A 25,626-nucleotide genomic window follows, 5' to 3' on the forward strand; every position below is an offset into this window, starting at 1 on the left:
AATGGCAAGTGCTGCCCGTCGACTTGCCACACCGATGCGCAGGCCTATAATAGCCACACATTTCACGGCACGCGTAATGCTTGATGATCTACCATTTTCGACTGAAAAACAGCGCTCTTGTGGAGTTTAATTCCGAACACTGCAAGATAATTATCGAGAAATCACCCGGCACCACCGAGGAAGTATCACTGGCGCGAGCAGATTCGCGCATACTCGAACTTTTGCTGATGAGCCCTGGCACAACCTGCTCACGCGAAGCCATTCAAGAGTTCGCCTGGGATGATCGTATCGTCTCCACCGGCAGCCTCAACCAGTCGATATTCATGCTCAGGAATATCCTCGGCGACAGCAAGGATCACGAGATCCTGATCACCGTGCCGCGCCGAGGCTATCGCTTCAACAGCGACTACCTGATCAACGGACCCGAGGCATCAGCAGCGCCTGAGCAAGAAGACCTGGAACAAGGCCCTTCAAGCAGCGAGCCGTCCCCGCCAGCGCCCAGTCGTAAGCGAGGAATTGGCAGAGCAGTCCAACTGGGTTACCTGGCTGCGGCAGTATTGGCAGTGTTCGCTGTATGGCGGATATATGCCTGGTATGAACCGGTTAATGGGCTGCAGGTAGTCAATATAAAGCAGGGCGAACTTTCAATTTCGGCGGTCGGTAAAAACAAGCATGAAGTCGAAAAACTTAAATCTTATATTGCAGAACTAGACTTGCCAACGCAAGGAATGAAAGGTCAAGCGTTTATAAGCCGAACCGGCCCGCGCTTTAATATATCGTGCATCAGGGCAACGGGGCTTACTTACAACGCTGAGTTCCAGTTGCGTGATGAGTCCCTCGCCAGCATGCTAAAAAAATGTGTGGCCGCTGAATGATGAAAAATATTCGAACTGCATGGCCCCACTGGCTTGTCATCGCAATTGTGATGTCTGCGAGCCTGGCGGCGCTTTTCATTGAGCTTCCCCGCCCGTTCAAGAACAGCCAGCCTTATCGAACCGAAGGGCATAACTTCATGGCTCAGGATGTTCTGGACTCCAAGGAGGGGTTGACCATAAGCGAACCGAGCGCGGTTATCAGCGTGCTTGAACGATTAGGCGACAAGGAACGACACGTAGCCGTCGGTACGTCGTTTGTCGATGTCTCTCGCTGGCGATTGAAGATCAAGGTTGAAGACCTGCAGGCCAGCAGCCATGAAGAGCTGTTCGACGTGCGCCGCAATTCGGAATTGCTGTTTGCTCGCCAGTACTTCAGGTTAGGCTCAATTCTCAACCTGGCGGTCATTCCGTCAGGTGGCGATACGCTTTGCTACTACATGCTTGAGCTCGACCGTTTGAGGTGCATGAACGACTGACCGCGGGGACCGCCGCGTCCAGTCGGGCGCGCCCTACAGGCCATAAATAACGATTTTTGATTCCTGCTTTTTCCACTCCAGCTTCAGAGTGCGATGCGCCAGTCACATCAGGGTGGCGCTAACAGGAATCCTCCATGCCATTCAGAACATTAATCCTGCTTTTGCTCTCGATGAGTCTATTTGGTTGCTCGATGGCCCCCACCATCGACACCGCCATAACGCCCGAGCAACAAGCAAGTACTTCCCTCACTGTTATCGAGCACGATGACAGTAGCCTTGCTTGGAAGAAATCCTCCGCGTCCTTGTCGAAGGATTATGACAAGACAATATTCATCAATTTGCCAAAAACCATTTCCTTCGACACTACCGATCCCAGACTTGCCAACTTTGATGGCGACGCAAACAAGCTTCGCTCGCACTTTCGCGCGCAACTGGAAAAGCAGCTGACTGCTGCGGGTTATCGCGTAGTAGACAAGCCAACCCATGGGGCACTCGCGCTTCAAGTTTCGATTGCCGACATCGAACGCGCCCCGCGTGATCCGAATGTCACCGAATACATTCCCATCGGTATGTTGGTCGGGCTTTCCCTGCACGCCACGGGAGTGCGTGACGAGACGCTTTACTTGTTCTTCCAGAGCGAAGTCAGCGACAGCCTGACCGGTGTAACCCTTGGCCGCGCCGTAGACCGGGCCAGCGGTCGCAATATCGGGCAAGACAAAGGGCCTGTCGTCGAAGACATCTATCCCGCCATGGATACCGCTGCGCGGTTGATTCGCGAACGGCTGGACAGAGAATTCCAGCCCAAGGGCTCGGTTTGATAGACCCCCTTCCCATTAACCAACCCACATTGGATGAACAATGAAATTCGCAAAACAGTTTGTAGCCGCTTTGGTCGTATTCAGCTCTGTCGGCGTCATGGCGGATGACCGTGGCCTTTATCTGGGCGGCGGCCTCACCAAGGTTGACACCGACGAGCATCAATTGAGCGATGACGACAACGCCTATAAGGCCTTTGTAGGCTACCGGCTGAACCCATACCTGGCGCTCGAAGGTGCCTGGGTAGACCTGGGCAAATTCGATGGTGAGTACGCGGACTTCGAAGGCCACTCGCTGCAAGCCACCGCGCATCTCGGCTTTCCCATAGGTCAACGCATACGCCTGTTCGCCAGCGCCGGCGTCCACGCCTGGGATGCGGACAAAGACGTCGCCGGCGACAGCAGTGATTTGGACATGACCTACGGCCTTGGCGTCGAGGTCGATGTGTTGCGCAACATTGGCGTTCGCCTGGAGCAAGAAGTGCTCAAGGTGGGTGATATCGATCTGGACCAGACCAGCGCCAGTGTCTACTTCATGTTCTAGGTACCCACCAGTAGTAATTGCCGCAAACCTGCTCTTTACTAGCAACACCCCACCGCCGCGAGATCGGTATGTTCGCTCTTATCCAGAGTTACCCATTGCTGATCGGTATCGTTCTGATCGCACTCGATATTCTGCTCTGGCAAGTGACCCCGCTCAAGCGGCGCGCCTTGCGTATCGGCCTGCGCCTGGGTGTGTTCCTGTTGTTTACCTGGGTGTTGATCAGTTCCGGGGTAAGCCCGTTGCAGCCAGCGCCTTGGACCGACGATGTAGCCCGCAATCTGTTGGCAACTGTCCTGGGCATTGGTTGGTGGCTATTCGCAGCGCGGACCATGACCGTTGTGATCGGCGTGATTTTGGTAGCGCGCAGTAGCCATACCGGCCGCCTGCTGCAAGACGTACTCGGTGCGGTGATCTTTTTAGTGGCTATTGTCGCCGCAGCCGCTTACGTGTTGCAGCTACCGGTAAAGGGGCTGCTGGCGACCTCGGGGGTGATGGCGATTGTCATTGGCCTGGCGCTGCAAAGCACCCTGAGCGATGTGTTCTCCGGGATTGTCCTCAACACCACCCGCCCTTATCAGATAGGTGACTCGGTCAGCATCGACGGCACTGAAGGCAAGGTCATCGATATCGACTGGCGCGCCACCCGCCTGCTGACCGGCAACGGCAGCCTGGCGGTAATTCCCAACTCGGTAGCGGCCAAGGCCAAACTGCTCAATTTCAGTCAGCCGAACGATGTACACGGCGTGTCGATCAGCGTGGTGATTCCGGCGAGAGTCCGTCCCAGGCGCGTGTTCGATGCGCTGGAGAAAGCCCTGCAAGGTACGCGTACGCTGCTGAGCACGCCGCCACCCAAGGTCACCATTAAGAGCTCCACGCTGGAATCGGTCGAATACGAAGCCAGCGGTTTTGTCAGTTCAATGAGCCAGAAAACCGATACACGCAATCACCTGTTTGACCTCGCTCATCGCCACCTCGAAGCAACCGGCGTGGTGTGGAATACCGACAGCCTGCCATCCCAGACCTGGACCCGCCAACGTGCCCTGTTGGAAGACGTACGCATTTTCCGCTCACTGAGCAGCGAGGAAAAAGACAACCTCAGCCAGCGCATGACGTCAGTCGAGTACCTGGCCGATCAGGTGATCCTGGGCGTGGGTGATAACTCGGACTATCTGCTGGTGATAGGCACTGGCGTGGTGTCGGTGGTGGTGCGGGACGGTGACAAGCTGATCGAGGCCGGACGCATGGGGCCGGGCGAGATCCTGGGGGTTGAGAACCTGCTTGAGGCTGAAGACTCAACGGCTGAGTTTCGCACCTTGTCCAGTTGTCTTCTGTACCGCATCGACAAAGACGAAGTGCGCAGCTGTCTTGAGCAACGGGGCGAAGTCAAGACAGCGCTGATCAAGCTCCAACGTATCCGTCAGCAAACGCGGCAGTCGCTGCTGGAACAAAAGCCGGCAGCCATCAAGAAAGGCGGCTTTCTCAGCTGGCTGCACAAGTAGCCGTTACAACACCACGCGCAAACACTGCCCGGCGTGATACAGCGAAAATCCGGTCTCGTAGAAGCCGGTGCGCAGAGCCGGCGCTGAAACCGGCTTCATTGGCGAAAACGGAACAGGCAGGGTATCCGGGTTGTCTTGTAGGAGGAACTGCGCAAAGGCCTTGCCGATCACCGTTCCGGTGGTGTTGCCCCGGCCGTTGTAGCCGGTGACCGCGACCAGGCCCGGGGCCGGCTCGAACAGGCGCATCAAGTGATCAGGGGTGAAGTCGATGCAGCCGGTCCAGTGCATTTCCCACTCGACTTTGCCCAACTGCGGGAAGTAGTGATTCTGGATACGGTCGGCCCAGCTGCGAATGAACCAGCTTGGCTTATTGTCGACCCGACCCAGGCTACCGAGTAGCAGCCGGCCTTCATCATCACGACGAATGCTGCTCAGCACGGTGCGAGTGTCCCAGGAGCCTTGCCCGTGCTTGAGCACGTTATCAGCCGCAGCGCATTGCAGCGGCGCCGAGGCGACCTGGTAGTAGTAGCCCCGGAAAAAGTGCTTCTGCAGCGTGGTCCAATCGCCTTCGGTGTACGCGCCGGTGGAGATAACCACTTTGTCGGCGCTGACCGCGCCATTGGCAGTTTTCACTCGCCAGCCGCGGTTTTCGCGCTCCAGTCCCTCGACAGCGGACTGCTGGAAAATCTGCCCACCCAGGCGGCTGACGGCTGCCGCCAGGCCTTGGGTGTAGGCCATGGGGTTGATGGTGCCAGCGCGGCGGTCGAGCAGCGCGGCGGAAATCTTGTCGGTACCGCAGTATTCCTCACACGCTGCGCCAGTAAGCAATTCGACGTCGGCTCCGCGACGGCTCCACTGCTGATGACGCGCCTGCAAGTCGGCTACTCCGGTGGCGTTATGCGCCATATGCAGGGTGCCAGTATTGTGTGCCTGGCAGTCGATGCCCAAGCGTTCGATAGTGGCGAAAACTTCAGCAGGTGCCTCGCCGAGGACCTTGTTCAGGCGACTGCCTTGCTGTTGGCCAAGCGTAGCTTCAACGTCATCGGGACGAATCCAGGTACCGGCATTGACCAGACCGACGTTGCGACCCGAACCGCCGTGGCCGATCTTCCAGGCTTCCAGCAGGATCACCGACTTGCCAGCTTCAAGCAGGTGCAGCGCGGCGCTAAGACCGGTAATGCCACCGCCAATGACGCAGACGTCGGCCTTGAGTTCGGTGGCCAGCTTATCGACCGGCGCAGCGAGCGTGGTTACGTGTTCCCACAAACAGTGTTGACGCAGCTCTGGCATGGCCGGCTTCCTTGATTATTATTGTTCGGTGGAGCGCTTGTCGCGGGGCCAACTTGCTCCCACAGTATCATTGAGACTTGTAGAAGCGGGCTGGACCCGCGAACAACCGGATCAGTCGAACACGATCCCCTGCGCCAATGGCAGCTCACGCGAGTAGTTCACGGTATTGGTCTGACGACGCATGTAGGCTTTCCACGAATCGGAGCCCGACTCACGACCGCCACCGGTTTCTTTCTCGCCGCCGAAGGCCCCCCCAATTTCCGCTCCGCTGGTGCCGATGTTGACGTTGGCAATACCGCAGTCGCTGCCCGAAGCGCTCTGGAAGCGCTCTGCTTCACGCAGGTCGGTGGTGAAAATGCACGAGGACAAGCCTTGCGGTACCTCGTTGTTCAGGCGCAGGGCCTCTTCGAAGTCGTCATAGGCCAGCACGTAGAGGATCGGGGCGAAGGTTTCGTGACACACCACGGCGCTTTGCGCCGGCATCTCGGCAATGGCTGGCGATACGTAGTACGCATTCGGATACTGCTCTGCCAACTGACGCTCACCACCAAATACTTGGCCGCCTTCGTCGCGAGCACGCGCCAGGGCATCCTGCATGGCGCTGAAGGACTGCTTGTCGATCAGTGGCCCAACCAGGTTGTCCTTGCGCGGATCACCGATACGCACTTTGGCGTAGGCAGCTTTCACCCGTGCAACCACCTCGTCCTTGATCGAGCGATGCACGATAAGACGACGCAGGGTGGTACAACGCTGACCGGCCGTACCGACGGCGCTGAACAGGATGCCACGCACGGCCAGGTCCAGGTCTGCGCTAGGCGCCAGGATCATGGCGTTGTTGCCACCCAGTTCGAGGATGCTGCGACCAAAGCGGGCGGCAATCCGTGGACCGACTTCGCGCCCCATGCGGGTACTGCCGGTGGCGCTGACCAGCGGCACACGCGGATCGTCGACCAGCGCTTCACCGGCTTCACGATCACCGATAATCAGTTGGCTCAGTCCTTCTGGCGCATCGCCAAAGGCTTTCAGGGCTTTCTCGAACAGCGCCTGGCAAGCCAGCGCGGTGAGCGGGGTTTTCTCGGAAGGCTTCCACACCACGGCGTTACCGCAAACCAGCGCCAGCGTCGTGTTCCAGGCCCAGACGGCAACCGGGAAGTTGAAGGCGCTGATGACACCGACCACGCCAAGCGGGTGCCAGGTTTCACGCATGTGGTGGCCAGGGCGCTCAGAGGCGATGGTCAAACCGTACAACTGGCGCGATAGACCCACGGCGAAGTCGCAAATGTCGATCATTTCCTGCACTTCACCCAGACCTTCCTGAGTAATCTTGCCGGCTTCGACCGAAACCAATTCACCCAGGGCAGCCTTGTTTTCACGCAGTACTTCGCCGAACAGGCGAATCAACTCACCGCGACGCGGCGCCGGAACATTGCGCCAAGCCTGAAATGCTTGCGCAGCCTTGTCGATTTTTGCCACGACCTGGGCTTTGCTTTCCAGGTGCACCGAGGCAATCGCGCTGCCATCGATAGGGGTGTGAACGGGATGGTTGCCATGGGTGTAGGCAGTGGCCGGGACACCGAGGCGGTCAAGCAGTCCATCAACCATTTTCTTCTCCTGCATGCGATGAGTGGTTGAAATAGTGATCCGGATCAGTATTAATCCGATCACTCTGGCGCAACAAACGACCTTTATTCTGCATATCATTCCGCCAGGTAATGATCTACCCGCTTAGAGACTGCTATGTCCAAACGTCTGGTGCCATCGATGGCCGCCCTGCAGTGTTTCGAGGCTGCCGCCCGGCACCTGAGCTTTACCCGCGCAGCCGAAGAATTGCATCTGACCCAGAGCGCGGTGAGCAAACAGGTCGCCCAACTTGAGGAGATGCTGCGCCATCACCTTTTCCTGCGCATCCGCCGCCGCCTGCAATTGACACCTGCTGGTGCGCTTTACCTGGCCGAGGTCAACAAGATCCTCACCCAGGTAGACATGTCCAGCCGCTACATCCTCTCCTACGGTCAGCAGACCGAAGTATTGAAAGTAGCCACTCAACCGAGTTTTGGCGTGCGCTGGTTGATTCCTCACCTTAAAGGCTTCGGCAAACGCCACCCGAATATCCATCTGGATATCCGCAACGAGATGGAACCCTTCGCGCTGCTGCAGGGTAAAGCCGACGTGGTGTTTTTCTTCGGCCAAGGCACTTGGCCGGGAGCTACCTGTGTGGAGTTGTTCGGCGAAGAAGTGGTGCCGGTTTGCGCACCGGAGTTGGTGCAGGGCCGCACGCTCAAAGACGCCAGCGAATTGTCCGAGCTTGTGCTATTGCAAAGCACTTCGCGCCCCGAGGCTTGGCATGAGTGGTTCCTGGAACAAGGCCTGCACTCGGCCCATAGCTACCACGGACCACGCTTCGACACCTTCTATATGAGCCTCAGTGCTGCCCAGTCCGGCTGCGGTGTGGCCCTGGTGCCGCGTTATCTGGTGGCGCAGGAGCTGGCTGAGGGCAAGTTGGTCGTGCCCTGGCAGCACAGCATGCGCAGCAATGGCTCACATTTTCTGGCGTTTGCCGAGCATGCGGCGGAGGTGCCGAAAGTGCGCGCACTGGTCGAATGGATCGCTGCCGAATTGGCGCCGGAAGATCACGAATTTACGGAATAATTGATCGACTTTTTTTCGCTTGCGGGAGTAGTGCATTCCTCGCTTTCATGTAGCGGTGCCCACTTCACCAGGAAGCTTTCGATGCCCGCTCAAGATTTCGTTAGCCCGGACAGCATTCGCGCGCAGTTCTCGGCCGCCATGTCGCTCATGTACAAACAAGAGGTGCCGCTCTATGGCACGCTGCTGACGCTGGTGAGCGAAGTCAACCAGCAGGTCATGGCCGAGCAGCCGCAAGTGGCTCAAGCCCTGCGCCTGACCGGCGAGATCGAGCGCCTCGACCAGGAGCGTCATGGCGCAATCCGAGTCGGCACCGCCGAGGAGCTTGCCACCATCGCCCGCCTGTTCGCAGTGATGGGTATGCACCCGGTGGGTTACTACGACCTCAGTTCCGCTGGCGTACCGGTACATTCAACTGCCTTTCGGGCCGTTCATGAGCAGTCGTTGCACATCAGTCCGTTCCGGGTATTCACTTCGTTGCTGCGTCTGGAGTTGATCGACAACCCAGCGCTGCGAGAACTGTCACGGCAGATTCTCGCCAAACGGCAGATCTTCACTCCACGCGCCCTGGAGCTGGTTCAGCAGTGCGAGCGTGATGGCGGCTTGAACGCCAGTGATGCCGACGCCTTTGTAGGTGAAGCCCTGCACACTTTCCGCTGGCACCAGGACGCCACCGTGACAGCGCAGCAGTATCAACAGCTGCACGATCAACACCGGTTGATCGCCGATGTCGTGGCGTTCAAAGGCCCGCACATCAATCACCTGACACCGCGAACCCTCGACATCGACGCCATTCAGGCAGGCATGCCAGCCAAAGGCATTTCACCCAAGGCCGTGATCGAAGGTCCACCACCGCGTCGCTGCCCTATCCTGCTGCGCCAGACCAGTTTCAAAGCCCTGCAGGAAAAGGTCGCCTTCAGCGATCAGCAGGGCGCTGCCAGCGGCAGCCATACCGCCCGTTTCGGCGAGATCGAGCAGCGCGGCGCAGCACTGACGCCCAAAGGTCGCCAGCTGTATGACCAACTGCTTGATGCCGCGCGTGACTCGCTGGGTGGCGTGCCGGCAGAAGCCAACGCCGAGCGCTACATGAACTTGCTCGAGGAAAGCTTTCAGGCATTTCCGGACGACTTGGCGCAAATGCGTGAACAGGACCTGGCGTACTTCCATTACTTGCCGACCGAACGTGGCCTGGCTGCACGCGGCGAGGCCCAGCGCCCGACCTCGTTGCAGGGACTGATCGACGCCGGGCACGTGCAATTTGCAGCCCTGGTGTACGAAGACTTCCTGCCGGTCAGTGCTGCGGGGATCTTCCAGTCCAACCTCGGAGACGATGCCCATAGCGAGTACGGCAGCAATGCCAATCGCGATGCCTTTGAACAGGCATTGGGCAAATCGGTACAGGATGAGCTGGCGCTATACGCCCAGAGTCAGCAGCGTTCGTTGCAGGCGTGTGCCCGAGCGCTGGATTTGCCTGGATTGTAACGGCGTCGTCGCCGGGCCAGCCCGCGCCGACAACTGCCGCGATAATTAACTGAGGACCTGCACCTTCGGCAGGTCCATCGCGTCGGCTTCGCCCTGCAGAAAGTCACTCAAGCGGCGCAACCGCTCGCCCCCCGGCCGGGTCTTTGGCCACACCAGGTAATAATCCAGACCACTGGCTACCGCCGTTGGCCAGGGCAGGCTCAAACGCCCCTGAGCCACGTCCTCGGCCACCATCAGCAGATCGCCCATCGACACGCCATACCCGCGCGCGGCAGCAATCATGCCCAGCTCCAGGGTATCGAACACTTGCCCACCCTTCAGCGAGACCTTGTCGGTCAGGCCCATGCGCGCCAGCCAACTGCGCCAGTCGCGCTTGTCAGGTGTCGGATGGAGCAACTCGATGCCTGCCAGGCGCTTGGCGTCCCAGGGGCCGTCCGCCCGTAGATCGGGCGCGCCCACCGGAATCAATAGCTCAGAAAACAGCCGTACCACTTCCCAGTCCGGAGGAAAGCGCCCGTCGCCCAGCAACACCGCACAATCGAATGGCTCATGGTTGAAATCGACGTGATCAACATCCATCCAAGCACTTGTCAGTTGCACCTCGTTGCCCGGTTGCAGATGACGAAATCGGCTGAGTCGCGCGAGCAACCAACGCATGGTCAGCGTCGAAGGTGCCTTCATGCGCAAGATGTCGTCCTCACTGCGTAGCGTATTGCAGGCACGTTCCAGCGCGGCAAAACCTTCGCGCACCCCGGGCAGCAGCAAGCGGGCCGCCTCACTGAGCTGCAAGCTGCGGCCATTGCGCACGAATAAACGGCAGGCGAAATGCTCTTCCAATGTGCGGATGTGTCGGCTGACTGCGCTCTGGGTGATTGATAACTCATCCCCGGCGCGGGTGAACGAGCTGTGCCTGGCAGCAGCCTCAAAGGCTCGCAAAGCATACAACGGCGGTAAACGACGGGACATGTGGTCAATCCTGCAGGTGCTGCCTGAGTGTTGGTCAACATCATACCGGCATGAGTTTTAATCATGCCAATGATCGCTTTTATCCTTTTGTGCAAAACCTTACAAAAGATGAGAATTTCAAACTTTCCGAAATCAGCTTCAAAAAAGGACGATTCAATGCAGGTCGCACCCACACATGAACTCAAGGCTCTGTTGCGCCTGGCCGGTCCGCTGATCGCCTCGCAGTTGGCCCACATGCTGATGGTGCTGACCGACACCCTGATGATGGCCCGCATCAGCCCACAGGCCCTGGCCGGCGGTGGCCTGGGTGCGGCCAGCTATTCGTTCGTGTCGATTTTCTGCCTGGGAGTGATTGCTGCCGTCGGTACCCTGGTGGCGATACGCAAAGGTGCCGGTGACATTCCCGGCGCTACCCGCCTGACTCAGGCCGGACTGTGGCTGGCTTGGGCCATGGCCATTGTCGCAGCGCTAGCGCTGTGGAACCTTGAACCGGTGTTGTTGCTACTGGGCCAAAGCCCGAACAACGTCGAAGCCGCCGCTCAATTCCTGCTCCTGCTTCCTCTGGCCCTTCCCGGCTACTTGAGCTTCATGGCCTTGCGCGGCTTCACCAGCGCCATCGGCCGCTCGACGCCGGTAATGGTCATCAGCCTGATCGGCACGGTGGCCAACTTCCTGCTCAACTATGCGCTGATCGAAGGCATGTTCGGCTTGCCCAAGCTGGGCCTGATCGGAATCGGCCTGGTCACGGCTGTCGTTGCCAACTGCATGGCCGTGGCCATGGCCCTGTACATACGCTGGCACCCGGCCTATGCCCCTTATCCCATTCGTACTGGCCTGAGCCGCCCCTCCTGGCCAGCCCTGCGTGAGCTCTGGCGCCTGGGACTGCCCATTGGCGGAACCTATACGGTGGAAGTCGGCTTGTTCGCTTTTGCCGCGCTGTGCATGGGCGTACTGGGCAGCACGGAACTGGCAGCCCACCAGATTGCCCTGCAGATCGTTTCCACCGCCTTCATGATCCCGGCCGGGCTGTCTTATGCGGTCACCATGCGCGTCGGCCTCTACTATGGCGCGGGTAATCTGCCTGGCGCGCGGCATGCCGGGCGGGTCGGCATAGGTTTCGGGGCGACGATGATGCTGATGTTCGCCATCCTGTTCTGGCTGTTGCCCGATCCGTTGGTGGGGTTGTTCCTCGATCACGGTGATCCCGCCTTCGCCGACATTATCCAGTTGGCCGTAAGCCTGCTGATGGTTGCGGCCTGGTTCGAGCTGTTCGATGGCGTACAAACCATCGCCATGGGCTCGATTCGTGGCCTCAAGGATGCCAAGACCACCTTCCTGGTGGGACTGTTCTGTTACTGGGTGATTGGCGCTCCGGCAGCCTGGCTGCTGGCCTTTACCCTCGGGATGGGTGCGGTCGGCGTCTGGTGGGGCCTGGCAGTGGGCCTGGCCTGTGCGGCAATAAGCCTGACACTGGCGTTCGAGTGGCGGATGAAGCGCTTACTGCGCAATGCTGGCAGCTTGAAAACTGCCGTATCAGCGGCGTAAAACTGCACTAGGAGCGGATTCATCCGCGAAGGGCTGCGCAGCAGCCCCAACGCCAGCAACGCCTGCTCCCAGACCACGGTTGCCCCACTACAAGGCGATGGATTGCTGCGCCGCGCCACTGAGTAGAAACGTCATCAGCTCATCGATTGGCAACGGCCGGCTGATCAGAAACCCCTGAACCTGGTCACAGTTGAAACTGCGCAGCAGGTCCAATTGCTCGGGGGTTTCCACCCCTTCGGCCACCACCTCGAGGTTGAGGTTATGCGCCAGGTTGATCATGGCGTGGACCAGCTTGCGGTTCTCCTCACGCTTTTCCATGCCACCGACAAAACTACGATCGACCTTGAGCAGGGTAATCGGCAGGCTATTGAGGTGGACGAAGGATGAGAAACCAGTGCCAAAGTCATCGAGAGAAAAGCGCACGCCCAACCGCCCAAGCGCATCCATGGTTTGCTCGACCAGATCGTTACGGCGCATCACGGCCGTCTCGGTAAGTTCGAACTCCAGCCATCGCGCATCCACGCCATGCTCGATGATCAGCCGACTCAGCGTCGCCAACAGCTGGCTGTCCTGAAACTGGCGGAACGACAGGTTCACCGCCATGTGCAAGGGCGCCAGGCCCTTTTCCCGCAGCGCCTGCATGTCGCGCAGGGCTCGTGAGATTACCCAGTACCCCAAGGGCACAATCAAACCACTCTGCTCGGCGAGCGGCACGAACTCACTGGGTGGCAACAAACCACGCTCGGCATGCCGCCAGCGCACCAGCGCTTCCAGGCCAACGATGCGCCCGTCGGTCATGTCCAGCCGAGGCTGATAGTGCAACTCCAGTTCATCGCGACGCAGGGCGCGGCGCAACTCGCTCTCCAGATCAGCGAGGCTGCGAGCGTTGCGGTTTATTCGCTCGTTGAAGATATGAAAGGTGCAACCCTGGGTACCTTTGGCCTGCTGCATGGCAATGTGAGCGTGCCACATCAAAGGATCAGCGCCACCCTGCGCACGCGCATGGGCAACACCCAGGCTGCAGCCGAGGAGCAAGCTCTCGCCATCGACCCAATAGGGCTCGGCCAAGGCCTCGGTAATGCGTTCGGCCATCCACTCGGCACGTTGCGGTTCACGTCGCGTATCGATCAGCAGGGCAAATTCATCACTGCCCAGGCGCGCCACCTGGTCACCGGCCTCAAGCTGGCTCTTCAAACGCCCGACCACCTGCAGAATCAAGCGGTCGCCAGCCTGGTGACCCAGCGCGTCGTTGGCTCGACGGAAGTTATCCAAGTCCAGATGCCCAAGGGCGACGCCCCGTCCCTCATTGTCGGCCAGGCGTGCGGCCAGCAGGGTCTGGAAGCCCTGGCGATTGGCGATACCGGTCAACGGGTCCTGCTCGGCCAGGCGCTGCAAGGTGGCTTCCAGCACGCCACGCTCACGTACATGACGAAGGCTACGGCGCAGGATATCGGGGCCCAACTGATCAAGCACCAGCCAGTCGCTGACGCCCGGTGGTGGCGATTGCGGTTCCTGCTCAAGCAACAACACCATCGGCAGGATGCAGCGCCCTGGCGCAGGCTGCAGCTGCGGCGTTGCCAGTACCAATGCGTTGCGGTCATTGGCAAACAAACTATCGACCGCGTCCCAGCTGGGTGCGGTCAACATCACCGCGCTACCCGCCAGCGGTGCCAGACAATCACGCAGGGCCGAGGCCCATTCGGGCTCATCAGCCAGCAACAGCAAACGCAAGGGTTCGACAGGCGTAGACAAGCTGGCTCCTTAGGACGTGGACGCAGTCAAATGACAATGGGCAGCGAGAGGCTCATCCTAAACCATTAGTGAAAATGATTTTCACTTAAAGTCGCGCCTATCCATTTGCCGACATCCCGCAGGTTTCGCCATGCATCCTGCGGGAAAGTATCAAAAGCGGCAAATTTAGATCGAGTGGTACGTCACACTGTCAGACGGTCGCGGCAGAATCTCTCTACGCCTGCTAAAATGCCCGGCTATTTTTCAGGCGACCCCGGTTTTCTTCATGTCCCGACTCAATCCCCGGCAACAAGAAGCCGTGAACTACGTCGGCGGCCCTCTTTTGGTGCTCGCCGGTGCCGGTTCCGGCAAAACCAGCGTGATCACCCGTAAAATCGCGCACTTGATCCAGAATTGCGGCATTCGTGCGCAATACATCGTGGCGATGACCTTCACCAACAAGGCCGCGCGCGAGATGAAAGAGCGGGTCGGCACCCTGCTACGCAAAGGCGAAGGGCGCGGCCTGACTGTGTCGACATTCCACAACCTGGGCCTGAACATTATCCGCAAGGAGCATCAGCGCCTGGGTTTCAAACCGGGCTTCTCGATCTTTGACGAGACTGACGTCAAAGCCTTGATGACCGACATCATGCAGAAAGAGTATTCGGGCGACGATGGCGTCGACGAGATCAAGAACATGATCGGCGCCTGGAAAAACGATCTGATCCTGCCGCCTGAAGCATTGGAAAAGGCGCGCAATCCCAAGGAGCAGACCGCCGCCATCGTCTATGCCCATTACCAGCGCACGCTCAAGGCGTTCAACGCGGTGGACTTCGACGACCTTATCCTGCTGCCGGTCAAGTTGTTCCAGGAGCACGCCGACATCCTGGAAAAATGGCAGCACAAAGTTCGCTACCTGCTGGTGGATGAATATCAGGACACCAACGCCAGCCAGTATTTGCTGGTGAAAATGCTCATCGGCACGCGCAACCAGTTCACCGTGGTGGGCGACGACGACCAGTCGATCTACGCCTGGCGCGGCGCACGTCCAGAAAACCTGATGCTGCTCAAAGAGGACTATCCGTCACTGAAGGTGGTGATGCTGGAGCAGAACTACCGCTCCACCAGCCGTATTCTGCGCTGCGCCAACGTGCTCATCTCGAACAACCCGCATGCCTTTGAAAAGCAGTTGTGGAGTGAGATGGGCCATGGTGACGAGATTCGTGTGATCCGCTGCAAGAACGAGGAAGCCGAGGCCGAACGGGTGGCCATGGAAATTCTCAGCCTGCACCTGCGTACCGATCGCCCCTACAGCGATTTCGCCATTCTTTACCGCGGCAACTACCAGGCCAAGCTGATTGAGTTGAAGCTGCAGCACCATCAGGTGCCGTATCGCCTGTCTGGCGGCAACAGTTTCTTCGGGCGTCAGGAAGTCAAAGACCTGATGGCCTACTTCCGCTTGCTGGTCAATCCGGATGACGACAACGCCTACCTGCGCGTGATCAACGTGCCGCGCCGCGAAATTGGCTCAACCACCCTGGAAAAGCTCGGCAACTACGCCACCGACCGCAAGATTTCGATGTACGCCGCCAGTGAAGAGCTGGGCCTGGGCGAGCATCTGGACAGCCGTTTCACCGACCGTCTGCAGCGCTTCAAGCGCTGGATGGACAAGGTTCGTGAGCAAGTCGCTCTGGAAGACCCTATCGCGGCCTTGCGCGGCATGGTCACCGACATCGATTACGAAAACTGGATTCGCACCAACAGTTCCAGCGACAAAGCTGCAGACTTTCGAATGGGCAACGTCTGGTTCCTGATCGAGGCATTGAAAAATACCCTCGAAAAGGATGAAGACGGTGAAATGACCATCGAGGAGGCCATTGGCAAGCTGGTCCTGCGTGACATGCTTGAACGTCAGCAGGAAGAGGAAGACGGTGCCGAGGGCGTGCAAATGATGACGCTGCATGCGTCCAAGGGCCTGGAGTTTCCTTATGTGTTCATCATGGGCATGGAGGAAGAGATTCTCCCCCACCGCTCCAGCATCGAAGCTGACACCATCGAGGAAGAACGACGTCTTGCCTACGTGGGCATTACCCGCGCACGCCAGACCCTGGCTTTCACCTTTGCAGCCAAGCGCAAGCAGTACGGCGAGATCATTGATTGCTCGCCAAGCCGCTTCCTCGACGAGCTGCCGGATGATGACCTGGCCTGGGAAGGCCTTGACGATGCGCCGACCGAAGTGAAGGCCGCACGCGGCAATAATGCATTGGCCGATATCCGCGCCATGCTTAAACGTTAGATAATCAACCTTTGCTGCGGCGTACTGCCGTGGCCACTCTTGCTACATCGAGGAAATACCACAGTGGAAGCACTGCACCAGAAGATTCGCGAAGAAGGCATCGTGCTTTCCGATCAGGTTCTCAAAGTCGATGCGTTTCTTAACCATCAGATCGACCCTGCGCTGATGCAACTGATTGGCGACGAGTTTGCCCGTCGGTTCGCCGACTCCGGCATCACCAAGATCGTCACTATCGAGGCCTCGGGTATCGCCCCGGCGGTGATGACCGGCTTGAAGCTGGGTGTACCGGTGATTTTCGCGCGCAAGCACCAGTCGCTGACCCTGACCGAAAACCTGCTGACCGCGTCGGTATATTCCTTCACCAAGCAGACTGAAAACACCGTGGCGATCTCCCCGCGCCACCTCAACAGCAGCGATCGCGTGCTGGTGATCGACGACTTCCTGGCCAATGGCAAAGCCTCTCAGGCCCTGATTTCGATCATCAAACAAGCTGGCGCTACCGTTGCCGGCCTGGGTATCGTTATCGAGAAGTCGTTCCAGGGCGGCCGTGCCGAACTGGACAGCCAGGGCTACCGCGTTGAGTCGCTGGCCCGGGTCAAGTCGCTCAAGGATGGCGTGGTTACTTTCATCGAGTAAGCCGGCGCTCATGTCGCGGGGACAGCCCGCTCCCACACAAAAGTCGTGGGAGCGGGCTTGCCCTGCGATAGTGTCCTCAAACCGACGAAGTCGCCTGCAACCCCGCCAGCAGCAAGCGCTGGTACAGCTCATCCTTGAGCCCCTGCGGCTGCGCCAGTCCCATGCGCTGCAACTGCTGTGGATAAGCCTCCGGTGCCGGAGCGTCCAAGGCGGCCTTGCCCAACGACAGTACCTCGCTCAATTTGAATTTGCTCTTGAGCCAGTTCAACGCACGCAACAAATCGCGCTCTTGCTCAGTGAAATCACTGCCCAACGGGTACTCGGGGAACAACTGCGCGTGCCCGTCACGCAAGCGTTGCAAGCGCTGCGGTGTGTTGTCGGTAAAGCGTGGCGCCAAGGCAAAGTCGGACGGCAGCTTGCCGGCCTTCTGCGCCTGTGCGATCAACCCGGCCTGAAAACGCGAATCGCAGATCTGCAGAAGTCGCCGGATGGTTTCGGCATCGGTCTGCCCGCGCAGGTCGGCGATCCCGTACTCAGTGACGACCACATCACGCAGGTGCCTTGGAATAGTGCAGTGGCCGTACTCCCAGACCAGATTCGAGCTCACCTCCCCAGCCGACTCCCGCCAACTACGCAGCAGTAGAATCGAGCGTGCACCTTCCAGGGCATGACCCTGAGCGACAAAGTTGTATTGCCCCCCAACGCCGCTGAGTACCCGTCCGTCTTCCAACTGGTCGGCAACCCCGGCCCCCATGAGGGTCATGGTGAACACGGTATTGATGAAGCGTGCATCCAGGCGCTGCGAACGCTTGAGCGCTTCCTCGCCGAACAGTTCGTTGATGTAGCTGATTGCGCACATGTCGATACGTTTGCGGCTTTCCAGCGGCATGTCGCGCAAGCGCTGATAAAACGCCCGAGGCCCGAGGAAGAAGCCGCCATGTGCCAACACGCCGCCAGCGACCGGGCGCCGGATAATGCCTGCTTCCAACAGTGCCAACAGGCCGTTGACGAACATTTCGCTACAGCCATACAAGCCGTGAACGAAAGGCTCGGTGCCGCCTTCGCGCTCGATCAAGGCGTGCCAGGGATGCAGGTTCATCGCACCCAGGAGTGCCTGGTAGGCTTGGCTCTCAGACTCTCGCGCCAGGAGCGCCGCGGTCAGGGCGTCGCCCATGGCCCCGATGCCGATCTGAAGGGTGCCGCCGTCGCGCACCAGGGTGCTGGCATGCAAGCCGATGAAATGATCCTGGGGCGTGACTGGCATATTCGGTGTGGAAAACAGCCGCCTGCGCTCAACCGAATCAATCAGTAAGTCGAAATCCTGACGGGGCAATTCCGAGCCACCGGGCATGTAGGGAAGCTCGGCGTGCACCTGACCCAACAGCAGGATGGTTTCCCCGGCAGCACGACGGCGCTCGATCATCGGCAGCAGATCGAGCGTGATATCCGGATTACAGCTGAGGCTCAGGTGGTCTGGGTACTGCGTATCCTGCGCTACCAACTGCGCCACCAGGTTCAAACCTTTCGCATTGATGTCCCGCGCTGCGTGACTGTAGTTACTGCTGACGTAATCCTGTTGAGCCGTGGCGCTGTGCAGCAGGCTGCCGGGCTGCATGAAAAACTGCTCGACGCGAATGTTGGCCGGCAAACAATCCTTGCGCAGGTCGCTCAGGTACTCGAGCTCTTCATAGTCGGCAAATACCCGTTCGAGGAACGGTTCGAGAAAGCGCCGCTGCAGGCCGTCGCCTAGATCAGGCCGCCCCAGGCTGAGCGCGGTATAAATCGTCAAACGCCGCTGGGGCAGTTGCCGAACACGCGCATACAAGGCGTTGACGAAAGCGTTGGGCTTGCCGAGGCCCAAGGGCAGCCCCATGTGGATATGTGCGGGCAAACGCGCCAACACTTCGTCTACTGCCTTTTCGATTGAGCAACTCTGTGGCATCTGCGCCTCCCGGTCATCCTTGCAGGTTGGACCGAGCATGGCTTGAGTTTGCTCCCCAGTCCACACCAGCGGGAGCGAGCCTGGCCTGCAGAAACAACAAAGCCCGCTCGTGGCGGGCTTTGTTGTCGAAATTGCAGGCTTACAGGCCGGACATTTTCTTGATGGCGCCCATCAGGTCGTCATCCGAGCAATCCGCGCAAGTGCCTTTAGGCGGCATGGCGTTAATGCCGGTGATTGCTTTGGCCAGGATACCGTCCAGGCCACCTTGGTGGTCGGCACGCTCTTTCCAGGCAGCGGTGTCACCTATTTTCGGTGCGCCCAGCAAGCCACTGCCATGACAGGCATTACAGTGCTTGGCGATAATATCGTCCGGGGTCTTGGCAGCGCCGCCGCCTGCGGAAGCAGCAACTTCCATGCCCTTGCATTCTTGACCTTGTACACACACTTGTCCGACTGGTTCGAGTCGCTTGGCAATGTCGTCGTTGGTCGCAGCTGTTGCGCTGACTGCCCAAAGGGCCAATACGGCAGCTGGTACGGCCAGCATTTTCTTGATTAGATTCACGCGTACACCCTCATGGTGGCTAGTCACGCCCGCGGCCACGGTTTCGCAGGCGGCGCAAGTATAACGGGAACCCTGCCATACCGAAACAACCCTAATGTCCAAAGGGTCTTAGCCGCGACAATCCGCCGCGTGTCACACACTTTAGAAGTTGGCCGGCGTCGCTGCGCTGATCAGCCGAGCCGGCTCATCGTAGGGGTTGCGGAAACGGTGCGGCTTGGTACTTTCAAAATAGTAGCTATCGCCCGCTTCGAGAATAAAAGTTTCCAGACCGACCACCAGTTCCAGGCGCCCTTCAAGGAGAATCCCGGTTTCCTCACCGTCGTGAGTGAGCATTTCTTCACCGGTATCGGCACCCGGTGGGTACACTTCGTTAAGAAATGCAATCGCCCGGCTCGGATGCGCCTTACCGACCAGTTTCATGGTTACGGCACCGTCAGAAATGTCGATTAACTCATGAGCCTTGTAAACGATTTGCGTGGGGTTTTCCGGCTGAAGTTCTTCCGAGAAAAACTCGACCATGGACATCGGAATACCGCCCAGCACTTTACGCAACGAGCTGATTGAAGGGCTTACGCTGTTCTTCTCGATCATCGAGATAGTGCTATTGGTGACGCCCGCCCGTTTGGCGAGTTCACGCTGGGACAGGCCCTTGAGCTTGCGAATGGCTTGCAGTCGTTCACCGACGTCCAATGCTGGAGCCCTCCTAAACGAACGAGTGGGGTCGAAATTGAACGATATCATCGCAACAGCGTTCAGTATTTACAACACTTCGACCCGCAGCCTGTCCGCTTTGGCGCCTCAATCGTCGATATAGTCCAGCGGCACACGTTTGAGGTTGCAGAATATCTGGTACGGAATCATTCCCGCCTGCTGCGCCAGATCGCTGGCCAGCACATTTTTGCCCCATAGCTCTACCGGGCTGCCGATGCCGGCTTCCGGTACGTCGGTCAAATCAATGCACAGCATGTCCATCGACACTCGGCCAATCAACTGACTGCGCTTGCCTGCGACCATGACCGGAGTACCGGTCGGCGCCTGACGCGGGTAGCCATCGGCATATCCCATGGCAACCACACCGACGCGAGTCGGGCGCGGGCTGATGAATTTAGCGCCATAGCCCACTGGCTCACCGGCAGGCAATTCGCGCACGCTGATCACGCGTGATTGCAGGGTCATAACCGGTTGCAGACGGACAGCTTCAGCTTGCGGCACTTCAAACGGCGTGGCGCCGTAGAGCATGATGCCCGGGCGCACCCAATCACTTGGAATGGCCGGCCAACCCAGCACAGCCGGCGAGTTACGCAGGCTGATTTCAGCACTCAGGCCCTGACGGGCGGCTTGAAATACCGCGACCTGATCGTTGCTGGCAGCACTGTCGAGCTCGTCCGCACGGGCGAAGTGACTCATCAACACCACACGGGTGACCTTGCCGCTGGCCAGCAAGCGCTGATAGGCCGCCTGGTAATCCTTGGGATGCAAACCTACCCGGTGCATGCCGCTGTCGAGCTTGAGCCAGACGGTGATCGGCGTGCTCAAGCGCGCCTGCTCGATAGCTTCCAACTGCCACAGCGAATGCACAACACACCACAGGTCATGCTGGGCAATCAGCTCCAGTTCGCTGGCTTCAAAAAAACCTTCGAGCAACAATACCGGCGCCTTGATCCCCGCCGCTCGCAACTCCAACGCCTCTTCGATGCAAGCTACGGCGAAACCATCGGCCTGCTGCTCGAGCGCCAAGGCGCAACGCACGGCACCATGGCCATAGGCGTCAGCCTTGATCACGGCCAAGGCCTTGGCACCGGACAATTCGCGAGCCAGTTGGTAGTTGTGACGCAGAGCTTGAAGATCGATCAGGGCACGAGCAGGACGCATGGCGGCAGCCTTCTTGGCAGTCTGGTTATAGTAAAAAACCCGGTGCTCGATTGCAGCTTGTAGGCCACCAACGGCACCGGGTGAGGGATTGCTATTACGGCAGTGCAGCCACTACCGACAGCTCTACGAGAATTTCCGGCTCGCACAGCTTGGCTTCGACAGTCGCGCGTGCAGGCGCGACGCCTTTGGGCAGCCACGTGTCCCAGACACTGTTCATGCCCTGGAAGTGCGCATCGATGTCCTTCAAATAGATGGTCACCGAGAGCAAGCGGCTCTTGTCGGTACCGGCCAGATCCAGCAGACGCTCGATGTTGACCAGGGTTTCACGGGTCTGCTGCTCAATTCCCGCATTCATGTCGTCCCCCACCTGGCCCGCCAGATAGACGGTGCCATTGTGGGTGACGATCTGACTCATGCGCTCATTGGTGAGCTGGCGCTGGACTGACATGTTTTGCAGGCTCCTGGTGTTTTCCGTAACGAGAAATATCGAGGCCTTCGGCACTGATCTGTGGCTTTTTACGTGCGATCAAATCCGCCAGCAAGCGGCCCGAACCGCATGCCATGGTCCAGCCCAGCGTACCGTGACCGGTATTGAGGAACAGGTTGCGGAACGGTGTGGCACCTACAATCGGCGTACCGTCCGGCGTGGTCGGGCGCAGGCCGGTCCAGAAACTGGCCTCGCTCAGATCGCCGCCGCGAGGATAGAGATCGTTGACGATCATCTCCAGCGTTTCGCGTCGACGCGGATTCAGCGACAGGTCAAAACCGGCGATTTCAGCCATGCCACCAACACGAATACGGTTGTCGAAACGGGTAATCGCTACTTTGTAGGTTTCGTCGAGAATGGTCGAAGTCGGCGCCATTGCCGGGTCGGTGATCGGCACGGTCAGGGAGTAACCCTTGAGTGGATAAACCGGCGCCTTGATACCCAACGGCTTGAGCAGTTGCGGCGAATAGCTACCCAACGCCAGAACGTAGCGGTCGGCAGTTTCCAGCTTGCCATCGATCCACACACCATTGATGCGGTCACCGGCGTAGTCCAGACGCTGAATGTCTTGGCCAAAGCGGAACTCGACACCCAGTTTGATCGCCATTTCCGCCAGGCGGGTGGTGAACATCTGGCAGTCGCCCGTCTGGTCGTTTGGCAAACGCAGGGCGCCAGCAAGAATATCGGTAACATTAGCCAGGGCTGGCTCGACGCGGGCAATGCCCTCACGGTCGAGCACTTCGTACGGCACGCCGGACTGCTCAAGCACAGCGATGTCCTTGGCGGCGCTATCGAGTTGCGCTTGGGTACGGAACAGTTGGGTAGTACCCAGCATACGGCTTTCATAGGCGATGCCGGTTTCTGCACGCAACTCGTCGAGGCAATCACGGCTGTACTCGGACAGACGCACCATGCGCTCTTTGTTCACGGCATAACGGTTGGCGGTGCAGTTGCGCAGCATCTGCGCCATCCACAGGTACTGGTCGATGTCTGCAGTGGCTTTGATTGCCAACGGTGCGTGACGCTCGAGCAGCCATTTGATGGCCTTCAGTGGCACACCGGGAGCAGCCCACGGCGAAGCGTAGCCTGGCGAGACCTGGCCGGCGTTGGCAAAGCTGGTTTCCATGGCGACTGCCGGTTGGCGGTCGACCACAACGACTTCAAAACCCTGCCGTGCCAGATAGTAGGCACTGGCGGTTCCGATGACACCGCTACCAAGTACCAGAACTCGCATGTTTATTACCCTCGACGCAGCGTATAGCTGACATTTGTTGTTAGTGGCGTAGATGGGCGCAGTATAGGAAGGTATGACCAGTGCTTTTCACTGTATAAAAGCCTATATTTGGCGAGAATTCTCGGCAAGGTTGGCTTTTACGGAGGGGCATCCACTATGAGAACCCAGCACCAAAGCAAACGTGAACTGGATAAGATCGACCGCAACATCCTGCGCATACTGCAATCCGATGGACGCATTTCGTTTACTGAACTGGGCGAGAAGGTGGGTCTTTCGACGACGCCATGCACCGAAAGAGTGCGGCGCTTGGAGCGAGAAGGGATCATCATGGGCTACAACGCCCGGCTCAACCCGCAGCACCTGAAGGGCAGTTTGCTGGTGTTCGTCGAGATAGGCCTGGATTACAAGTCTGGCGACACGTTCGAAGAATTTCGCCGCGCGGTACTGAAACTTCCCCATGTGCTGGAATGCCACCTGGTGTCGGGGGACTTTGACTACCTGGTGAAAGCACGAATCTCGGAGATGGCTTCTTATCGCAAGCTATTAGGCGATATTCTTCTAAAATTGCCGCACGTTCGCGAATCCAAGAGTTATATCGTCATGGAAGAAGTCAAGGAGAGCCTTAACCTGCCGATTCCAGACTAAGCCCTAGACCAGCACCTGGCGGGTACTGGCAATGAACTGATGCACCAGCTTCTCTGCCTGCGGGTCAATCATTTCGACCGGGCCGCGACCGTTGGGGCATGGCAGGCGCTCTGTGGTACCGAACAGCCGGCAGATCAGCGGCCGCTCTTCGTACACTGTGCAGCCATCAGCCCCCAGGTGCACACAATTCAGCTCGGCCAGGGCGGCTTCCTGTTCGGCCGCACTCTTGCGCGGCAAGCGGGCCATTTCTTCCGAAGACGTGGTCACCGGCCCGCAGCAGTCATGGCAACCGGGCACACACTCGAAAGATGGGATCTGATCGCGCAGGAATCGGATCTTGTGGCTGTTACAACTCATGGCGGCCTGCGGTGGGGAACGGGGACGACGGTATTTTGCCCCATGGTTGCCCCGTATCGAAAGTGCAGCTTATCCTGCGTCAATTTTTCCAAACACTAAAATCAGGACTCATCGATGAGCGCCCCTGTTCAATCACCTGCTTCCCACGCCGCCTCCTACTATGCAGCCAGCAGCCAGTTGCAGCCCGAATTTCCGGTGCTGCTCGGCGCGTTGAGCTGCGACGTGTGCGTGGTGGGGGGAGGTTTTTCGGGGCTCAATACAGCGATTGAACTGGCTGAACGCGGCCTCAATGTCATCTTGCTGGAGGCCCGCAAAATCGGCTGGGGCGCCAGTGGTCGCAATGGTGGGCAGTTGATTCGCGGCGTCGGGCACGGTCTTGATCAGTTCACCCCGCTGCTGGGCAGCGACGGCGTACGCGAACTGAAATTGATGGGCCTGGAAGCGGTGGACATCGTGCGCCAGCGCATCGAGCGGCACGCGATAAGCTGCGACCTGACCTGGGGCTACTGCGATCTGGCCAATAAGCCCAAGGATTTGCAAGGCTTCGCCGAAGATGCCGAAGAGCTACGCGGTCTGGGCTACCGCCATGAACTACGCCTGGTCCAACCCGAACAGATGCGCACAGTGGTGGGCTCGGACCGCTACGTGGGCGGTCTGATCGACATGGGCTCCGGGCACCTGCACCCCCTGAACCTGGCCTTGGGCGAGGCAGGCGTGGCCAAGAAGCTTGGGGTTCGCCTATTCGAACAGTCGACAGTTACCCGTATCGACTATGGCTCACAGGTGCGCGTGCACACTGCCCAAGGATCAGTGCGCGCCAGTACCTTGGTACTTGGTTGCAACGCCTATTTGAACGACCTCAACACTGAATTGGGCGGCAAGGTGTTGCCTGCCGGTAGCTACATCATTGCCACCGAGCCTTTGAGCGAAGAGCTGGCTCACGAGCTTCTGCCACAGAACATGGCGGTTTGCGACCAGCGAGTTGCGCTGGACTACTACCGTCTGAGCGCGGATCGCCGACTGCTGTTCGGAGGCGCTTGCCACTATTCCGGGCGCGACCCGCATGACATCGCCGCCTATATGCGGCCAAAGATGCTCCAGGTTTTTCCGCAACTGGCCAATGCACGCATCGACTACCAGTGGGGCGGCATGATCGGCATCGGCGCCAACCGCCTGCCGCAGATCGGTCGCCTGGCCGACCAGCCAAACGTATATTTTGCCCAGGCCTACTCAGGTCACGGCCTCAATGCCACTCACCTGGCGGGCAAGCTTCTGGGTGAGGCCATCAGCGGCCAGCACAGCGGACGTTTCGACCTGTTCGCCAAAGTGCCGCACATCACCTTCCCGGGTGGCAAGCACCTACGCTCACCACTGCTGGCCCTGGGCATGCTCTGGCACCGACTGAAAGAGTTGGTCTGAACTGTTGCGTCCTGCCGCAGCGGCATACCCCGCGATCGGCTGCCTATGCGTCAGGAACTCAGCTTCAGCCACGCCAGAAAGGTTTCAAGCCCTCCTGGCGTGCCTGCTCCGGTGTAAGGCCGATATCGCGCAATTGCTCGGGGGTCAGTTCCAACAGCTCACGACGACTGTTCCATCGATGCGCCATCAAGCCCCAGCGCCCAAGCTCAACTGGAACATTGAACAACTTCAAACGCTGTTCACGCCTCAGTTCTTCAGCGTGCAATTTAAGACGCACATCGCTAATACCGCTCATCACCTGATCCTC

General features: G+C 59.0%; 24 protein-coding genes. 12 read left to right on the forward strand and 12 right to left on the reverse strand.

Going from position 1 to position 25,626, the window contains the following annotated elements; all coding sequences use genetic code 11:
• Window positions 1-83 precede the first annotated feature (83 nt).
• The 5 genes from V0R60_RS03405 to V0R60_RS03425 all read left to right on the forward strand — a co-directional run bounded on the left by V0R60_RS03405 (window position 84) and on the right by V0R60_RS03425 (window position 4,209).
• A complete protein-coding gene (locus V0R60_RS03405; protein WP_330078922.1) occupies window positions 84-875 on the forward strand; it encodes a winged helix-turn-helix domain-containing protein in 792 nt (263 codons plus the stop codon).
• The gene (locus V0R60_RS03410) at window positions 872-1,351 is read left to right on the forward strand and encodes a hypothetical protein (RefSeq protein ID WP_330078862.1); all 480 of its coding nucleotides are present in this window, start codon (window positions 872-874) and stop codon (window positions 1,349-1,351) included. The genes V0R60_RS03405 and V0R60_RS03410 overlap by 4 nt, the downstream gene beginning before the upstream one ends.
• Before the next feature lie 134 nt (window positions 1,352-1,485).
• Window positions 1,486-2,169 carry a DUF3313 domain-containing protein gene (locus V0R60_RS03415; protein WP_330078861.1) on the forward strand — a complete coding sequence of 228 codons (684 nt, stop codon included), beginning with the start codon at window positions 1,486-1,488 and terminating at the stop codon, window positions 2,167-2,169.
• Between the two features lie 40 nt (window positions 2,170-2,209).
• Window positions 2,210-2,710, forward strand: coding sequence for an outer membrane beta-barrel protein (locus V0R60_RS03420; RefSeq protein ID WP_136478712.1), 501 nt, complete (start codon window positions 2,210-2,212; stop codon window positions 2,708-2,710).
• Between the two features lie 68 nt (window positions 2,711-2,778).
• A complete protein-coding gene (locus tag V0R60_RS03425; RefSeq protein WP_330078860.1) occupies window positions 2,779-4,209 on the forward strand; it encodes a mechanosensitive ion channel family protein in 1,431 nt (476 codons plus the stop codon).
• A 3-nt stretch (window positions 4,210-4,212) separates the two neighbouring features.
• On the opposite strand, the gene amaA is transcribed toward V0R60_RS03425, so the two are convergent.
• A complete protein-coding gene (gene amaA, locus V0R60_RS03430) occupies window positions 4,213-5,499 on the reverse strand; it encodes an L-pipecolate oxidase (RefSeq protein WP_330078859.1) in 1,287 nt (428 codons plus the stop codon).
• A 111-nt stretch (window positions 5,500-5,610) separates the two neighbouring features.
• Entirely contained in the window at window positions 5,611-7,101 is a 1,491-nt protein-coding gene (amaB, locus tag V0R60_RS03435; RefSeq protein WP_330078858.1) for an L-piperidine-6-carboxylate dehydrogenase, read from the reverse strand.
• A gap of 135 nt (window positions 7,102-7,236) precedes the next feature.
• On the opposite strand from amaB, the gene V0R60_RS03440 reads away from it, so the two are divergent.
• Both V0R60_RS03440 and hglS read left to right on the forward strand, forming a co-directional pair.
• Window positions 7,237-8,148: a LysR family transcriptional regulator gene (locus V0R60_RS03440; protein ID WP_330078857.1), complete on the forward strand. Its 912-nt coding sequence runs from the start codon at window positions 7,237-7,239 to the stop codon at window positions 8,146-8,148.
• An 81-nt stretch (window positions 8,149-8,229) separates the two neighbouring features.
• Complete coding sequence (gene hglS, locus V0R60_RS03445; protein ID WP_330078856.1) at window positions 8,230-9,627, forward strand: 2-oxoadipate dioxygenase/decarboxylase HglS; 1,398 nt, start codon at window positions 8,230-8,232, stop codon at window positions 9,625-9,627.
• Between the two features lie 45 nt (window positions 9,628-9,672).
• On the opposite strand, the gene V0R60_RS03450 is transcribed toward hglS, so the two are convergent.
• On the reverse strand, window positions 9,673-10,593 hold the full coding sequence (locus tag V0R60_RS03450) for a LysR substrate-binding domain-containing protein (RefSeq protein WP_330078855.1): 921 nt from the start codon (window positions 10,591-10,593) through the stop codon (window positions 9,673-9,675).
• 156 nt (window positions 10,594-10,749) lie between these two features.
• Here V0R60_RS03450 and V0R60_RS03455 point away from each other — a divergent pair, with 156 nt between their 5' ends.
• A complete protein-coding gene (locus V0R60_RS03455; RefSeq protein ID WP_330078854.1) occupies window positions 10,750-12,138 on the forward strand; it encodes a NorM family multidrug efflux MATE transporter in 1,389 nt (462 codons plus the stop codon).
• Window positions 12,139-12,225: 87 nt separating this feature from the next.
• Here V0R60_RS03455 and V0R60_RS03460 read toward each other — a convergent pair whose 3' ends face one another.
• The gene (locus V0R60_RS03460; RefSeq protein ID WP_136478720.1) at window positions 12,226-13,890 is read right to left on the reverse strand and encodes a putative bifunctional diguanylate cyclase/phosphodiesterase; all 1,665 of its coding nucleotides are present in this window, start codon (window positions 13,888-13,890) and stop codon (window positions 12,226-12,228) included.
• Window positions 13,891-14,155: 265 nt separating this feature from the next.
• On the opposite strand from V0R60_RS03460, the gene rep reads away from it, so the two are divergent.
• The gene (gene rep, locus V0R60_RS03465) at window positions 14,156-16,165 is read left to right on the forward strand and encodes a DNA helicase Rep (protein ID WP_136478721.1); all 2,010 of its coding nucleotides are present in this window, start codon (window positions 14,156-14,158) and stop codon (window positions 16,163-16,165) included.
• 63 nt (window positions 16,166-16,228) lie between these two features.
• A complete protein-coding gene (locus V0R60_RS03470; protein WP_136478722.1) occupies window positions 16,229-16,801 on the forward strand; it encodes a xanthine phosphoribosyltransferase in 573 nt (190 codons plus the stop codon).
• 76 nt (window positions 16,802-16,877) lie between these two features.
• Here V0R60_RS03470 and V0R60_RS03475 read toward each other — a convergent pair whose 3' ends face one another.
• From V0R60_RS03475 to dadA, 6 genes are all read right to left on the reverse strand, one after another.
• Window positions 16,878-18,743 (reverse strand): acetyl-CoA hydrolase/transferase C-terminal domain-containing protein, encoded by a 1,866-nt coding sequence (locus tag V0R60_RS03475; RefSeq protein WP_136479049.1) that lies wholly within the window; start codon window positions 18,741-18,743, stop codon window positions 16,878-16,880.
• 139 nt (window positions 18,744-18,882) lie between these two features.
• Window positions 18,883-19,305 (reverse strand): c-type cytochrome, encoded by a 423-nt coding sequence (locus tag V0R60_RS03480; protein ID WP_178084197.1) that lies wholly within the window; start codon window positions 19,303-19,305, stop codon window positions 18,883-18,885.
• Between the two features lie 141 nt (window positions 19,306-19,446).
• A complete protein-coding gene (locus tag V0R60_RS03485; RefSeq protein WP_028942437.1) occupies window positions 19,447-19,995 on the reverse strand; it encodes a cupin domain-containing protein in 549 nt (182 codons plus the stop codon).
• Between the two features lie 108 nt (window positions 19,996-20,103).
• Window positions 20,104-21,177, reverse strand: coding sequence for an alanine racemase (alr, locus tag V0R60_RS03490; protein WP_136478723.1), 1,074 nt, complete (start codon window positions 21,175-21,177; stop codon window positions 20,104-20,106).
• Window positions 21,178-21,271: 94 nt separating this feature from the next.
• A complete protein-coding gene (locus V0R60_RS03495; protein ID WP_136478724.1) occupies window positions 21,272-21,625 on the reverse strand; it encodes a RidA family protein in 354 nt (117 codons plus the stop codon).
• Window positions 21,597-22,898 (reverse strand): D-amino acid dehydrogenase, encoded by a 1,302-nt coding sequence (gene dadA / locus V0R60_RS03500; protein WP_330078853.1) that lies wholly within the window; start codon window positions 22,896-22,898, stop codon window positions 21,597-21,599. The genes V0R60_RS03495 and dadA overlap by 29 nt, the downstream gene beginning before the upstream one ends.
• A 156-nt stretch (window positions 22,899-23,054) precedes the next feature.
• Between dadA and V0R60_RS03505 the strand changes: the two genes are divergently transcribed.
• Complete coding sequence (locus V0R60_RS03505) at window positions 23,055-23,543, forward strand: Lrp/AsnC ligand binding domain-containing protein (protein ID WP_136478726.1); 489 nt, start codon at window positions 23,055-23,057, stop codon at window positions 23,541-23,543.
• A 3-nt stretch (window positions 23,544-23,546) separates the two neighbouring features.
• Here the strand turns inward: V0R60_RS03505 and V0R60_RS03510 are convergent, their stop codons facing one another.
• Entirely contained in the window at window positions 23,547-23,900 is a 354-nt protein-coding gene (locus V0R60_RS03510) for a YkgJ family cysteine cluster protein (protein WP_330078852.1), read from the reverse strand.
• A gap of 114 nt (window positions 23,901-24,014) precedes the next feature.
• On the opposite strand from V0R60_RS03510, the gene V0R60_RS03515 reads away from it, so the two are divergent.
• Window positions 24,015-25,319: an NAD(P)/FAD-dependent oxidoreductase gene (locus V0R60_RS03515; RefSeq protein ID WP_330078851.1), complete on the forward strand. Its 1,305-nt coding sequence runs from the start codon at window positions 24,015-24,017 to the stop codon at window positions 25,317-25,319.
• Window positions 25,320-25,383: 64 nt separating this feature from the next.
• On the opposite strand, the gene V0R60_RS03520 is transcribed toward V0R60_RS03515, so the two are convergent.
• Window positions 25,384-25,614, reverse strand: a complete 231-nt coding sequence (locus tag V0R60_RS03520; protein ID WP_136478729.1) for a DUF1127 domain-containing protein — start codon at window positions 25,612-25,614, stop codon at window positions 25,384-25,386.
• Between the last annotated feature and the right edge of the window lie 12 nt (window positions 25,615-25,626).

Origin of the sequence: Pseudomonas auratipiscis (genome assembly GCF_036324085.1) — a bacterium.
In the GTDB taxonomy this organism is placed as follows: domain Bacteria; phylum Pseudomonadota; class Gammaproteobacteria; order Pseudomonadales; family Pseudomonadaceae; genus Aquipseudomonas; species Aquipseudomonas auratipiscis.

What these genes read in the sequence shown, in the direction of transcription:
- V0R60_RS03405 (WP_330078922.1), top strand. Translation starts at nt 84, where the DNA reads ATGATCTACCATTTTCGACTGAAAAACAGCGCTCTTGTGGAGTTTAAT.
- V0R60_RS03410 (WP_330078862.1), top strand. Translation starts at nt 872, where the DNA reads ATGATGAAAAATATTCGAACTGCATGGCCCCACTGGCTTGTCATCGCA.
- V0R60_RS03415 (WP_330078861.1), top strand. Translation starts at nt 1,486, where the DNA reads ATGCCATTCAGAACATTAATCCTGCTTTTGCTCTCGATGAGTCTATTT.
- V0R60_RS03420 (WP_136478712.1), top strand. Translation starts at nt 2,210, where the DNA reads ATGAAATTCGCAAAACAGTTTGTAGCCGCTTTGGTCGTATTCAGCTCT.
- V0R60_RS03425 (WP_330078860.1), top strand. Translation starts at nt 2,779, where the DNA reads ATGTTCGCTCTTATCCAGAGTTACCCATTGCTGATCGGTATCGTTCTG.
- amaA (WP_330078859.1), bottom strand. Translation starts at nt 5,499, where the DNA reads ATGCCAGAGCTGCGTCAACACTGTTTGTGGGAACACGTAACCACGCTC.
- amaB (WP_330078858.1), bottom strand. Translation starts at nt 7,101, where the DNA reads ATGGTTGATGGACTGCTTGACCGCCTCGGTGTCCCGGCCACTGCCTAC.
- V0R60_RS03440 (WP_330078857.1), top strand. Translation starts at nt 7,237, where the DNA reads ATGTCCAAACGTCTGGTGCCATCGATGGCCGCCCTGCAGTGTTTCGAG.
- hglS (WP_330078856.1), top strand. Translation starts at nt 8,230, where the DNA reads ATGCCCGCTCAAGATTTCGTTAGCCCGGACAGCATTCGCGCGCAGTTC.
- V0R60_RS03450 (WP_330078855.1), bottom strand. Translation starts at nt 10,593, where the DNA reads ATGTCCCGTCGTTTACCGCCGTTGTATGCTTTGCGAGCCTTTGAGGCT.
- V0R60_RS03455 (WP_330078854.1), top strand. Translation starts at nt 10,750, where the DNA reads ATGCAGGTCGCACCCACACATGAACTCAAGGCTCTGTTGCGCCTGGCC.
- rep (WP_136478721.1), top strand. Translation starts at nt 14,156, where the DNA reads ATGTCCCGACTCAATCCCCGGCAACAAGAAGCCGTGAACTACGTCGGC.
- V0R60_RS03475 (WP_136479049.1), bottom strand. Translation starts at nt 18,743, where the DNA reads ATGCCACAGAGTTGCTCAATCGAAAAGGCAGTAGACGAAGTGTTGGCG.
- alr (WP_136478723.1), bottom strand. Translation starts at nt 21,177, where the DNA reads ATGCGTCCTGCTCGTGCCCTGATCGATCTTCAAGCTCTGCGTCACAAC.
- V0R60_RS03495 (WP_136478724.1), bottom strand. Translation starts at nt 21,625, where the DNA reads ATGTCAGTCCAGCGCCAGCTCACCAATGAGCGCATGAGTCAGATCGTC.
- dadA (WP_330078853.1), bottom strand. Translation starts at nt 22,898, where the DNA reads ATGCGAGTTCTGGTACTTGGTAGCGGTGTCATCGGAACCGCCAGTGCC.
- V0R60_RS03505 (WP_136478726.1), top strand. Translation starts at nt 23,055, where the DNA reads ATGAGAACCCAGCACCAAAGCAAACGTGAACTGGATAAGATCGACCGC.
- V0R60_RS03510 (WP_330078852.1), bottom strand. Translation starts at nt 23,900, where the DNA reads ATGAGTTGTAACAGCCACAAGATCCGATTCCTGCGCGATCAGATCCCA.
- V0R60_RS03515 (WP_330078851.1), top strand. Translation starts at nt 24,015, where the DNA reads ATGAGCGCCCCTGTTCAATCACCTGCTTCCCACGCCGCCTCCTACTAT.
- V0R60_RS03520 (WP_136478729.1), bottom strand. Translation starts at nt 25,614, where the DNA reads ATGAGCGGTATTAGCGATGTGCGTCTTAAATTGCACGCTGAAGAACTG.